We start from the raw sequence: 12,337 nt of genomic DNA, 5'->3' as shown, positions 1-12,337 counted from the left end.
GTTCGGCACGCCCGACGGCCCGAGACGAGTCGGATCGGGCCGCACGAGATCGGGTTCGGCACGGCGACGGGTCCTCACTGTCACGGCGGAGCCGGCCGTCCGCCCCGCACCCGCAAGCGGACGCGCGGGACCCGAGGAGGCGCGGGCCGGCGACCCGAGGACGCCTACGCCGAGACCGACTCGCGTTCGGCGGCCGTGGCCCGGGCCGCACCGCGTCGGTCGTCGACCCGCTGCAGGCCGAAGCTGATCATGGTGAGGACGACTCCGGCGAGGGCGAGCACGACGCCGACCCAGCCGGGTGCCGAGAAGCCGAGGCCGGCCGCGATGACCGCGCCGCCCAGGTACGCGCCGAAGCTGTTGCCGAGGTTCATGGCCGAGTGGTTCAGGGCGGCGCCGATGACCTGGCTCTCGCCTGCGACCTCCATCAGGCGGGACTGCACCGACGGGCCCACACTCGACCCGACGAGGCCGACGAAGAACGTGCTGACGAAGATGCCGACGATCGAGCTCGAGGTGAGCGCGTAGGCCGAGAGGGCGGCGATGAGGCCGACGAAGCCGAGGTACATGGCGAGCTTGAGCGAGCGGTCGGCGAGCCAGCCGCCGAGCAGGTTGCCGATGGTCATGCCGACGCCGACCGTGACGAGCACCCACGGCACGATGCCCTCGGAGACGCCCGCCCCCTCGGTGACGGCGTTGGCGATGTAGCTGTAGACCGCGAAGAACCCGCCGAAGCCGATGGCCCCGATGCCCATCACGAGCCACACCTGGGGCTGCTTGAACGCCCGCAGCTCGCGCTTCATCGAGGCGGACGCGTCGCCGTCCTGGTGCGGCACGGCGAAGGCGACGGCGACGAAGGTCAGCGCGAAGATGAGTGCGACGGCGAGGTAGGCGACCCGCCAGCCGGACTGCTGGCCGAGCCAGGTGATCGACGGCACGCCGATGACGTTCGCGATCGTCAGGCCGCTGAGCACGAGCGCGACGCCCTTGCCCCGGTTGCCCGGGCCCATGATCGACGCGGCGACGATGGACGCGATGCCGAAGTAGGCGCCGTGCGGCAGGCCCGCGGCGAAGCGGGCGGCGAGCACCCAGCCGAACGACGGCAGCAGGGCCGAGGCGATCGTGCCGACCGTGAAGGCGGCGAGCAGGGCGAGCAACAGCTTCTTCTTCGGGAAGTGCGACGACATCGCGGCGATGGTCGGGGCCCCGACGACGACGCCGAGGGCGTAGGCGCTGATCAACCAGCCGGCCTGGGCGATGCCGGCGTCCGCCGACCGCGAGTAGAGGTCGGGAAGCAGGTCGCCCGCCATGTTCGGCAGCAGGCCCATGGCGACGAACTCGGTCGAGCCGATGCCGAAACCACCCAGGGCGAGGGCGATCAGGGCGGCCGTGCGACGACGGCGGGAGAGGTGGGTCACGAGCGAAAGGCCTTCGGGTTCGAGGGGTGTCAGCGAGGGAGCCTGCCACGGCTCGCCGTCGAGCTGGGAGGGGCGCGGGCCCGAGGGCGGCGTCGTCACCCGGGCAGGTGCTCGACGCCGGGTCGTATCGATTCGACCGCGCGATGCAGGGACCAGTCTACGACCCGAGAGGTCGAACTCAAGGGCCGATCGGCGTCAGGCGTCGCCGAGGGCCGCTTCGAGTCGTTCGACCTTGCCGGTGAGCTCGCCGGTGCGCCCCGGTCGGATGTCGGCCTTGAGCACGAGCGACACGCGCGAGCCGAAGGCCCCCACGGCCTCGGTGGCGGCCTTGACGACGGCCATGACCTCGTCCCATTCGCCCTCGATCTCGGTGAACATCGACGAGGTGTGGTTCGGCAGGCCGGACGCCCGCACGACCGCGACGGCGGCCGCCACGGCCGAGTGGACCGAATCGGGCTCGGAGCCGGAGGACGGCCCGCCCTCGGGGGCGGCACCACTGGGCGAGACGGAGAACGCGACGATCATGCGTCCATCCTCGCGGGTGCCGGGCGCACGCGCCAGAGCGTGACGACGGTCCACGCCAGCAGCGCGAGCTCGAGCACGGCCCGCACGGTGACCACGGCCACCAGGTCGGGTCGTGCGGCGAGCAGGGCGTCGTACTCGAGCGGGTAGACCACCTGCGTCAGCCCCGCCACCACCACGGCCAGCACCGCCGGCACGACGAACCGCGGCCCGCCCGAGCGCGCGAGTACGAGCCCGACGACGACGGGCACCGCCAGCCACGCCACGAACTGCGGCGAACCGACCTTGTTGGTCACGATCAGGGCGACGACGACGGCCAGCGACAACGGACCCAGGAGGCGCGTGGCCGTCACCCCGCGGCGCACCGCCCGCAGACCCAACAGCCCGACGCCCAGCACGACCGCGGCCATCACGAGACTCATCGCCTTCGCGGCGAACCCGACCCCGTCGCCGGCGATCTGGTAGGTGAGGATCTCACGGTCGTAGTAGACGAAGGTGCCGGGGACCCCGGCGGCGGCGCGCCAGAGCCAGAGCACCGCGGCGGGCGACTCGACCTGCAGCCCGCGACCGGCCTGCTGGCCGACGAAGCCGACCACGTTCCACCCGCTGCCGAGCACGAGCGAGATCGAGACCACGACCGCGCTCGTCACCGCGGCGGCCACGACGACCTCGACCCGACGACGCACGGCGAGGACGGCGACCACCACGAGGGCGGCGGGCCAGACCTTGACCCACGCCGCGATCGTCAGCAGGGCGGATGCCAACGAGGGCCGGGTCGAGACGAGCAGCAGCCCCACCAGCGCGACGGCGACCGTGACGGCGTCGATGCGGCCGAGGGCGATCGGCCCGAGGGCGACGAGGAACGCGAGCCACCACCAGGCAGCGACCACGGACCCGGCGCGCCGCCGCGCCACGAGCACGACGAAGGCTGCGGCGTTCAACAGCGACACGAGCACGAGCCACACCGCCCCGTAGCCCGAGTCGCCACCGAGCCGGGCGACCAGCATCGGCACCGCGGCGAGCAGCGGGTAGACCCACGGTCGGTCGACGCCCACCCAGTCGCCGCCCCCGATGCCCTGCTGCATCCAGGTGCGGTAGACGACGTCGACGTCGCCCAGCGTGCGGTTGCCGCCGACGAGGTTGAGCCGGACGAGCCAGGCGTGCACGAGCACGAAGGCGATGCAGAGCACGACGGGTGACGCCGCGAGCGACCTCGCCCGCTCGACGAGCGCGGCGCGACCGTCGGCCACGGACCGGGTGCCCGACGACCGCGCGTCGCGGACGGCCGGTGCCCCGGGGTCGGCCGACGCGGAGGGCACGGGGGTCGGCATGCCCACAGGCTAGCCGTCGGTCCCGACACCGGGCGTCATGCGTCGGCCGACGTCGGCGGTCGCGGCTACGATCCCACTCATGCGCAGACCCGCCTCCCTCCGACTCGTCGCGACCGCCGCCGCCCTCGTGCTGGCCGGATCGCTCGCCGCCTGCTCGTCCGACGGGGGCTCGGGTGCCGACGCCGCGGCCGTCGGCCCCGTCACCGAGGGCGAGCTCACGGTCGCCACGGGCGAACCGGCCTACGGCCCGTGGGTCGAGGACGACGACCCGACCTCGGGCAAGGGCTACGAGGCCGCCGTCGCCTACGCCGTCGCCGAGAAGCTCGGCTACGACGACTCCGACGTCGTCTGGGTGCGAACCACGTTCGACGAGGCCATCGCGCCGGGGCCGAAGACCTTCGACCTCAACCTGCAGCAGTTCTCGATCACCGACCAGCGCAAGAAGGCCGTCGACTTCTCGCCCGCCTACTACGAGACGCGCCAGGCGGTCGTGACCCTGCCCGGCACCGCCGCGGCCGACGCCACCTCGATCGCCGACCTGAAGGGCCTCGCGATCGGTGCCCAGAGCGGCACGACGAGCTTCACCGCCGCCGAGAACGCCATCGACCCCGAGGGCGGTGTGCAGGCCTACAACTCGAACGACGACGCCAAGGCGGCGCTCGAGGCCGGTCAGGTCGACGCCATCGTCCTCGACGTCCCGACCGCCACCTACTTCGTCGAGGACGGCGTCGTGCTCGGCCAGCTGCCCGCGACCGACGGGGCGAGCGACCAGCTCGGCATCGTCCTGCCGCTCGGCAGCTCCTTGACCGCCGACGTCACGAAGGCCGTCGACGACCTCCAGGCCGACGGCACGCTCGCCGAACTGCAGCAGCAGTGGCTGGCCGACTACGATGTGAAAGAGCTGTCGTAGCGCCTCGCACGGTCGCGGCCGACCCGCTGGCGGTCAGCGACCTCGAACTCGACCGGCGCGCGTTCCGTCGACGACAGTCGACCCGCTCCGTCGTCATCGCCGGCGTCAGCACGGTCGCCTTCGCCGCTCTCGCCTGGTGGGCGGTGACCAGCACGCCCGGCTGGTCCCGCGTCCAGTTCAGCTTCCTCGACGGGGCCACCTTCGCCTCGGCCTGGCCCCGCGTCGTCGAGGGCCTCTGGCTGAACGTGCGGGTGCTGCTGGTCGCCGCCGTCGGCGTGGCCGTCGTCAGCACCGTCCTGTCGGCGCTGCGCACCCTGAGGGGGCCGGTCTTCTTCCCCGTCCGGGCGCTGGTGCGGGGCTACACCGACCTGTTCCGCGGCATGCCGCTGATCATCGTGCTCTACCTCGTCGGCTTCGGCGTGCCGGGCCTCGGCCTCGGCATCCCGCGGCTGCCCGCCGAGTTCTGGGGCACGATCGCGCTGATCCTCACCTACTCGGCCTACGTGTCCGAGGTCATCCGTGCCGGCATCGACGCCGTCCACCCGTCGCAGCGCCTCGCCGCCCGGTCGCTCGGCCTCAGCCACGCCAAGACCCTGCGTCTCGTCGTGTTCCCGCAGGCCCTGCGGAAGGTGACGCCCGCCCTCATGAACGACTTCGTCTCGATGCAGAAGGACGTGGGGCTCATCTCGGTGCTCGGGGCGGTCGACGCCGTCCGCGCCGCACAGATCGAGACGGCGACCGCGGCGAACTTCACGCCCTACGTGCTCGCCGGGCTGCTCTTCGTGCTGCTGGCCCTGCCCACCATCTGGCTGACCGACTGGCTGTCGGCGCGCCTCCGTCGTCGGGAACAGGCGGGCAGCGTCGTATGAGCACCCCCACCCCCGAACCCACCGCCGGAGGCGCGGTGCCCGGCACCCCCGCCGCCCACGGCCCCGAGACGGTGCTGCGCCTCGAGGGCGTGCGCAAGTCGTTCGGCGACACGGTCGTGCTCGACGGCATCGACCTGGACGTCGCGCGCGACGAGGTCGTGGCGCTGATCGGGGCCAGCGGCTCGGGCAAGTCGACCCTGCTCCGCACCGTGAACCTGCTCGAACAGGTCGACGACGGCCGCATCGTGCTCGGCGACGACGACATCACCGACCCCCGGGTGCGCGTCGACGCCGTCCGTGCCCGGATCGGCGTCGTCTTCCAACACTTCAACCTGTTCCCGCACCTGACCGTGCTCGACAACGTCGCGCTCGCCAGTCGCCACGTGTTGCGCCAGCCCAAGGCCGCCGCGAACGAGCGCGCCCTCGAGGTCCTCACGCGCGTGGGCCTCGGCGACAAGGCCGGCGCCTACCCCGACCGCCTCTCGGGCGGGCAGCAGCAGCGGGTCGCCATCGCCCGAGCCCTGGCCCCGCGCCCCGCCGTGCTGCTGCTCGACGAGATCACGAGCGCACTCGACCCCGAGCTGGTGGGCGAGGTGCTCGACCTCGTGCGCACGCTGAAGGACGTCGGCACGACGATCCTCATGGCGACGCACGAGATGGCCTTCGCCCGCGACGTCGCCGACCGGGTCGTCTTCCTCGACCGGGGCCGCATCGCCGAGCAGGGCCCGCCCGCGCAGCTCTTCACGGCCCCGCGCGAGGCCCGCACCCGCGAGTTCCTGACCCGCTTCACCGCCTGACCCGAGCCGGGTCGACCCGAGCCGGGCCGCCGCCGCGCCACCCGCGCCGTCACGCGTTCCTCCGCCACCCGCGCCGTCACGCGTTCCTCCGCCACCCGCGCCCACCGTCTTCACCCGCGCCTCCCAGGTTCTTGCAAAAGAGGCACGCCACCATCGGACCCAGCCCCGTGGACTCGCCGCGCGTCACGCCGACCCCTCCGAAGGACGAAGAAACCATGAAGAAGAAGACCAAGATCGGGCTCGGCATCGCCGCAGCCGTCGTCGTCGTCCTGGGGGCCACCGCGGCCTTCGCCGGGCCGGCCTTCTACCGCGACGTGATCGTCGGTGAACCCGACGCCGCGCCCACCGCCTCGCTCACCCCCGGCTCGAGCACGCTCGACGCCAGCCAGCTGACGGGCGACTGGAGCATCGGCGACGGCAGCACGGCCGGCTACCGCGTCGACGAGGTGCTGAACGGCACCGACGTCACCGTCGTCGGCAAGACCGACCAGGTCTCCGGCACCATCACCGTCGACGGCACGACCATCTCGGCCGCGACCATCGACGTCGACGTCGCCTCGATCGCGACCGACAGCAGCAACCGCGACGACTACTTCAAGGGCACCGCCATGCAGGTGAACCAGTACCCCAAGGCCACCTTCACGCTGACCCAGCCGATCGAGGCGGCCGTCCCGTCCGACGGCGAGGTGGCCAAGGTCGAGGCGACCGGCGAGCTGACCATGCACGGCGTCACGAAGACCGTCACCGTGCCCCTGCAGGCGGCGCTCTCGGGCGACGGCGTGCAGGTGAGCGGGTCGATCCCCGTGACCTTCTCGGACTACGGCGTCGACGCGCCGAGCCTCGGCTTCGTCAAGGTCGAGGACCAGGGCACGGTCGAGTTCCTCGTGGCGGCCACCCCCGCCTCCTGACCCCCCGGGCGCTCGCGCCGGGCCCCCGCCCGTCGAGCGCCGCACCACGACCTGAGCGTCGCACCACCCACACCGGTGGCGCGACGCTCAGTTCGTGGTGCCGGGCGCCACGGCCGGGCTCGGCGCGGCAGGGCTCGGCACGGCAGGGCTCGCCACCTCCGGGCCCAGCACGTCCGGGCTCAGCTCCGGCGCAGCAGCTCCGCGATCGTGGCGGGCAGGGCGTCGACCAGGCCGAGCACGGTGAACGGTCCCCCGACACTCGCCCGGGACGCCGCGAGGCCGTGGACGACCGCAGCCGTCGCGGCCAACCGGGCCAGCGCCTCCTCGTCCGCGGCGATCTCGTCCGCGTGCGTCGCGACCAGGGCGCCCAGGACTCCCCCGAGGGCGTCGCCCGCGCCGGCGGTCGCGAGCCACGTCGGAGCGCTGGCCGCGACGAGGCGCGTGCCGCCGGGCGACGCGACGTACGTGCGGTGCCCCTTGACGAGCACCGTGCAGCCCCACTCCCCCGCCGCACGTTCGGCGGCGCCCGCCGGATCGGCGGCGACGTCGTCGACCTCACGACCGGAGGCCTTCGCGAGCTCGCGGAAGTGCGGCGTCAGCACGACCGGCCCGGTCGCCTGCTCACGCAGCGACAGCGCCCCGGCGTCGAGGACGAGCGGCACCCCCGAGGAGGCGCCGGTCGCGAACCCGTCGCGCGTCTCGTCGTCGAGGTGGTCCGGGTCGACCCCCGAGCCGAGCAACCACGCCTGCACGCGACCCGGGCTCGTCACGGCCTCGGGCCGACGGTGCAGCACGAAGTCGGACGCGCGAGCGGGGCCGAGGTAGCGCAGCATGCCGACGCCGGTGTGCAGCGCGGCCTCGACGCCGAGCACGGCGGCGCCCGGGTACGAGCTCGAGCCGGTCACGACGCCGAGCACGCCGCGGCTGTACTTGTCGTCGTCGACCGCGGGGACGGCGATCCGGTCGGCGGCGTCGGAGGGGGTCCAGTCGGTGAAGCGGGTGTCGGAGGTCACGCCCCGACGGTAGTCGGCCCTGACCGGGCCGTGTCCGCCCGGCCCGACCGTGCCCGCCCGGCCCGCGCCCGCCCGCGCCCGGCCCGGCCCGCGCCCGCCCACGCCCGACCCGACCCGCGCCCGCCGATACGGTGGGTCGATGAGCATCTCACTCCCCGGCCGCACCGTCGTCTTCGACTACGGCGAGGTGATCGCGCGGTTCCCCGACGACGCGTCGCGCCGCCGCATCGAGGAACTCGCGGGCGTCGATCCCGGCGTGCTCTGGCCCAGCTACGGCCGCCACCGCCACGCCCTCGACCGCGGCACCCTCGGTTCCGGCGCGTACTGGCGTGCGATCGAGGCCGACACCGGCGCCTCCTGGACCCGCACCCGCGTGCACGAGCTCTGGGCCGCCGACTTCCCGTCGTGGTTCGTCCCCGAGCCCGGCACCCTCGACGTCATCGCCGACCTGGCCGACGGCGGCACGCGCCTGGCCGTCCTCTCGAACGCCGGTCTCGACTTCGCGTCGCCGTTCCGGCACTCACCCCTCGGCGAGCTGTTCGAGCGCGTCTTCGTCAGCGCAGAACTCGACGACCTCAAGCCATCGGCCTCGATCTTCGAGCACGTCCTGTCCGAACTCGGAACAACGGCCGCCGACACGGTGTTCATCGACAACAGGTCCGACAACGTCGAGGCCGCCCAGGCGCTCGGCATCACCGGGCACCTCTACACCGGGCCCGAGCCGCTCCGACGCTTCGTCGACGAGCTCGCGGCCCTCCCCACCGAAAGGCGATGACCCCACTCGTGACCCAGACGGACGCAGTCCCCACGACCACCCCCGACGCCACCGCGACGCCCTCCGGCGCGAGCGTCGGCCTCTTCGACCCCATCACCCTGCGCGGCCAGGCCTTCCGCAACCGCCTCTGGGTCGCCCCCATGTGCCAGTACTCGGCCGAGCTCGAGGACGGCGTCCCCACCGACTGGCACCTCGTGCACCTGGGCTCGCTCGCCCGAGGAGGCGCGGGTGCGGTCATCGCCGAGGCCACGTCGGTCACGCCCGAGGGCCGCATCTCGCCGCAGGACCTCGGGCTCTGGAACGACGCGCAGGTCGAGGCGTTCCGCCCGATCACGGCCTTCATCCGCTCGCAGGGCTCCGTGCCCGGCGTGCAGCTCGCCCACGCGGGCCGCAAGGCCTCGACCTTCCGCCCGTGGAGCGAGACGCAGGGCACCGTCCCCGCCGAACAGGGCGGCTGGACCACCGTCGCCCCGTCGGCCGTCGCCTTCGAGGGTTACGACGAGCCCGTCGCCCTGACCACCGAGGCGGTGGGCGACCTCGTCGAGGCGTTCCGTGTCGCCGCGCGCCGCTCGGTCGACGCCGGCTTCGAACTGATCGAGCTGCACGCCGCCCACGGCTACCTGCTGCACCAGTTCCTGTCGCCGCTGAGCAACGAGCGCGACGACCGGTACGGCGGGTCGCTCGAGAACCGTGCGCGGTTCCTGCTCGAGGTCGTCGCAGCCGTCCGCGCCGAGGTCGGCGACGAGTACCCGCTGCTCGTCCGCTTCTCGGCGACCGACTGGGCCGACGGCGGCTGGAACGAGGACGACACCGCCACCGTCGCCGCCTGGGCGCACGAGGCCGGCGCCGACCTGTTCGACATCTCGACCGGCGGCCTCGTCGCCGGCGTGAGCATCCCGGTCGGCCTCGGCTACCAGGTGCGCTTCGCCGAGCACGTCCGTCGCCAGGGCCGCGTCGAGACCGGTGCCGTCGGCCTCATCGTCGGCGCCGAGCAGGCGAACGAGGTCGTGGCCAGCGGTCGCGCCGACGTCGTGCTCATGGCGCGCGAGTTCCTGCGCGACCCGCACTTCCCGCTGCGCGCCGCGGCCGAGCTCGGGGTCGAGCTCGACTACACGCCGCCGCAGTACCAGCGCGCACCGTTCCGCGTGCGCTGAGCCGCCCGGGGCCGCGGCGGTCCCGCACGACGCGACCCGCGCCTCCTCACCCTCTCGGGGTCAGGAGGCGCGGGTCGCGTCGTCCGCGCGGGCTCGCTCAGCGACGCCGGGTCGCGTCCTGCACCTCGCCGATCAGCTCTTCGAGGATGTCCTCGAGGAAGAGCACACCGCGCGTGGCGCCGGTCTCGTCGAAGGACCGCGCGACGTGGACCCCGCTGCGACGCATCGTCGCCAGGGCGTCCTCGAGCTCGGTGCCCTGGAAGATCGAGATCAGCTGGCGGATGCGCTTCGGCGGCACCGGGTCGGCGAACTCGTCCTCGTCGAGGTCGATCACGTCCTTGAGGTGCAGGTACCCCGTGGGGTCGCCGCCGTCGTCGACCAGCACGTACCGCGAGAAGCCGCGCTGGGCGACCGCCCGCTCGACGTCGTGCGGCGTGGCGTCCTCGGGCAAGGTGACGAGCTCGTCCATCGGGACGGCCGTCTGCGCGACGGTCTTCTCGGTGAACTCGAACGCCGCGCGCACCGTGCCGGTGGCGTCGGTGATCATGCCCTCGCGCTGCGACTGGGCCACGATGGTCGCGACCTCGTCGACCGTGTAGGCGCTGGTCGCCTCGTCCTTCGGCTCGACCTTGAAGGCCCGCAGCACGGCGTTGGCCGAGTGGTTGAGGGCCAGCACGACCACGTGCAGCACGCGGGCGATGGCGACGAGGGGCGGGGCCAGCAGCAGGGCGGCACGGTCCGGCAGCGAGAACGAGATGTTCTTCGGCACCATCTCGCCGAACACGACGTGCAAGAACGACACGAGCACGAGGGTGATGACGAAGCCGACGACGCTGACCAGCTCGGGGCTGAGCCCGGTCCACCCGAGCGGCCCCTCGAGCAGGTGGTGGATCGACGGCTCGGACACGTTGAGGATCAGCAACGAGCAGATCGTGATGCCGAGCTGCGTCGTCGCGAGCATCATCGTCGCGTGCTCCATGGCCCAGAGCGTGGTCTTGGCCGCACGGCTGCCGGCCTCGGCCTTGGGCTCGATCTGCGACCGGCGAGCCGAGATCACGGCGAACTCGGCCGCCACGAAGAACGCGTTGCCGGCCAGCAGCACCACGAGCCAGACGATGCCCCACCAGTCGCTGCTCATCGGGTCACCTCTTTCGTGCGGACCGCGCGACGGTCGTCCTCGACGCCCGTGCGCGCCTTCTCGGGCAGCGCCTTCTCGGGCAGCGTCTTCTCGGATCGCGCCTTCTCGGGCCGCACCTTCGGGTCGCGTCGACCGGACCGGTCGCGATCGTCGCGTCCGCGGCCGTCGCGTCGGCCCGGCTCGGTCGCCGTGACCTCGGGCACGTCGTCGGGCGTGGGCGTGAAGCGGATGCGGTCGATGCGTCGCCCGTCGAGCCGTTCGACGCGGAACACGCCGTCGTCGGTCTCGACCACGTCGCCGACCTTGGGCAGGCGGCCGAGCTCGCTCATCAGCCAGCCGCCGACGGTCTCGTAGGGGCCGTCCTCGGGCACCTTTACCGAGGCACGCTCGAGCAGCTCGTCGGGTCGCAGCAGACCGGGGAAGGTCAGCCAGTTGCGCGATCGCACGACGTCGACCCGGCTGCGGTCGTGCTCGTCGCTGACCTCGCCGACCAGCTCTTCGATGAGGTCCTCGAGTGTGACGACCCCGGCGGTCCCGCCGTACTCGTCGACGACGACGGCCATCTGGTAGCCGCGACCGCGCACCTCGCTCAGCAGGTTGTCGAGGGTCATCGTCTCGGGCACGCGGACCGCATCGGTCAGCAGCGCGGAGACGGGCACGTCGGCCCGCTTCTCACGCGGCACCGAGACGGCCTGCTTGACGTGGACGAGGCCCACGACGTCGTCGATGCCGTCGTCGGTCACCGGGAACCGCGAGTAGCCGGTGCGTCGAGCCAACTCGAGGACGGTCTCGGCCGAGTCGCCGCGCGCGACGGTCGACAGACGGGGCCGCGGGGTCATGACGTCGGAGGCGGTGTGGTCGCTGAAGACGAGCGTGCGGGCGAGCAGGGTCGCCGTGTCGCGGTCGAGGCTGCCCTCGGTCGCCGAGCGGCGCACGAGCGACGAGAGCTCTTCGGCCGTGCGGGCACCCGACAGCTCTTCCTTCGGCTCGATGCCCATGGCGCGCAGCACGGCGTTGGCCGTGTTGTTGAGCAAAGCCACCGCGGGCTTGAACACCGTGGTGAACAGCACCTGGAACGGGATGACCAGCTTCGCCGTCTTGAGGGGCAACGCCAGCGCGAAGTTCTTGGGCACGAGCTCGCCGATGATCATCGACAGCAGGGTGGCGACGACGATCGAGACGATCGGGGCACCGACCGCGACGACCCCCTCGGGCACGCCGACCGCGGTGAGCGGCGGCGAGATGAGCCGCGAGATCGCGGGCTCCATCGTGTAGCCGGTCAGCAGGGTCGTCAGCGTGATGCCGAGCTGGGCGCTCGACAGGTGGGTCGACGTGATGCGCAGAGCGCCGATTGTCGGGGCGAGCCCCTTCTCACCCCGGGACTGACGGGCCTCGAGGTCGGACCGGTCGAGGTTGACCAGCGAGAACTCGCTGGCCACGAAGAGGCCGGTGCCGACGGTGAGCAACAGGCCGAAGGCGAGCAATATCCACTCGTTCACCGGGCG

At 72.8% G+C, this 12,337-nt stretch carries 12 protein-coding genes; 6 read left to right on the top strand and 6 right to left on the bottom strand.

Going from position 1 to position 12,337, the window contains the following annotated elements:
• Nucleotides 1–164 precede the first annotated feature (164 nt).
• The 3 genes from ASG28_RS03495 to ASG28_RS03485 all read right to left on the bottom strand — a co-directional run bounded on the left by ASG28_RS03495 (nucleotide 165) and on the right by ASG28_RS03485 (nucleotide 3,268).
• A complete protein-coding gene (locus ASG28_RS03495; RefSeq protein WP_157485634.1) occupies nucleotides 165–1,415 on the bottom strand; it encodes an MFS transporter in 1,251 nt (416 codons plus the stop codon).
• A gap of 195 nt (nucleotides 1,416–1,610) precedes the next feature.
• Complete coding sequence (locus ASG28_RS03490) at nucleotides 1,611–1,940, bottom strand: thiamine-binding protein (protein ID WP_055972053.1); 330 nt, start codon at nucleotides 1,938–1,940, stop codon at nucleotides 1,611–1,613.
• Nucleotides 1,937–3,268, bottom strand: a complete 1,332-nt coding sequence (locus ASG28_RS03485) for a glycosyltransferase 87 family protein (RefSeq protein WP_082454709.1) — start codon at nucleotides 3,266–3,268, stop codon at nucleotides 1,937–1,939. Before ASG28_RS03485 ends, ASG28_RS03490 begins: the two co-directional genes overlap by 4 nt.
• 79 nt (nucleotides 3,269–3,347) lie before the next feature.
• Between ASG28_RS03485 and ASG28_RS03480 the strand changes: the two genes are divergently transcribed.
• The 4 genes from ASG28_RS03480 to ASG28_RS03465 all read left to right on the top strand — a co-directional run bounded on the left by ASG28_RS03480 (nucleotide 3,348) and on the right by ASG28_RS03465 (nucleotide 6,752).
• Nucleotides 3,348–4,178: an ABC transporter substrate-binding protein gene (locus tag ASG28_RS03480; protein ID WP_055972050.1), complete on the top strand. Its 831-nt coding sequence runs from the start codon at nucleotides 3,348–3,350 to the stop codon at nucleotides 4,176–4,178.
• Nucleotides 4,179–4,204: 26 nt separating this feature from the next.
• The gene (locus ASG28_RS03475; RefSeq protein ID WP_369814171.1) at nucleotides 4,205–5,047 is read left to right on the top strand and encodes an amino acid ABC transporter permease; all 843 of its coding nucleotides are present in this window, start codon (nucleotides 4,205–4,207) and stop codon (nucleotides 5,045–5,047) included.
• On the top strand, nucleotides 5,044–5,844 hold the full coding sequence (locus ASG28_RS03470) for an amino acid ABC transporter ATP-binding protein (RefSeq protein WP_082454323.1): 801 nt from the start codon (nucleotides 5,044–5,046) through the stop codon (nucleotides 5,842–5,844). The genes ASG28_RS03475 and ASG28_RS03470 overlap by 4 nt, the downstream gene beginning before the upstream one ends.
• A 215-nt stretch (nucleotides 5,845–6,059) precedes the next feature.
• Nucleotides 6,060–6,752: a YceI family protein gene (locus ASG28_RS03465; RefSeq protein WP_055972044.1), complete on the top strand. Its 693-nt coding sequence runs from the start codon at nucleotides 6,060–6,062 to the stop codon at nucleotides 6,750–6,752.
• A 179-nt stretch (nucleotides 6,753–6,931) separates the two neighbouring features.
• Here the strand turns inward: ASG28_RS03465 and ASG28_RS03460 are convergent, their stop codons facing one another.
• Entirely contained in the window at nucleotides 6,932–7,765 is an 834-nt protein-coding gene (locus ASG28_RS03460; protein ID WP_055972041.1) for an ADP-dependent NAD(P)H-hydrate dehydratase, read from the bottom strand.
• 139 nt (nucleotides 7,766–7,904) lie between these two features.
• On the opposite strand from ASG28_RS03460, the gene ASG28_RS03455 reads away from it, so the two are divergent.
• Nucleotides 7,905–8,540 (top strand): HAD family hydrolase, encoded by a 636-nt coding sequence (locus ASG28_RS03455; protein ID WP_055972038.1) that lies wholly within the window; start codon nucleotides 7,905–7,907, stop codon nucleotides 8,538–8,540.
• A 92-nt stretch (nucleotides 8,541–8,632) separates the two neighbouring features.
• Complete coding sequence (locus tag ASG28_RS03450; RefSeq protein WP_055976827.1) at nucleotides 8,633–9,694, top strand: NADH:flavin oxidoreductase/NADH oxidase; 1,062 nt, start codon at nucleotides 8,633–8,635, stop codon at nucleotides 9,692–9,694.
• A gap of 97 nt (nucleotides 9,695–9,791) precedes the next feature.
• Here the strand turns inward: ASG28_RS03450 and ASG28_RS03445 are convergent, their stop codons facing one another.
• Complete coding sequence (locus ASG28_RS03445; protein ID WP_043593716.1) at nucleotides 9,792–10,832, bottom strand: hemolysin family protein; 1,041 nt, start codon at nucleotides 10,830–10,832, stop codon at nucleotides 9,792–9,794.
• Nucleotides 10,829–12,331 carry a hemolysin family protein gene (locus tag ASG28_RS03440; protein ID WP_082454319.1) on the bottom strand — a complete coding sequence of 501 codons (1,503 nt, stop codon included), beginning with the start codon at nucleotides 12,329–12,331 and terminating at the stop codon, nucleotides 10,829–10,831. Before ASG28_RS03440 ends, ASG28_RS03445 begins: the two co-directional genes overlap by 4 nt.
• Nucleotides 12,332–12,337: the final 6 nt, after the last annotated feature.

It is taken from the genome of Frigoribacterium sp. Leaf415, assembly GCF_001424645.1.
In the GTDB taxonomy this organism is placed as follows: domain Bacteria; phylum Actinomycetota; class Actinomycetes; order Actinomycetales; family Microbacteriaceae; genus Frigoribacterium.
Note: the sequence above shows the minus strand (reverse complement) of the source record. Positions and strands in the feature narration are given on the sequence as shown.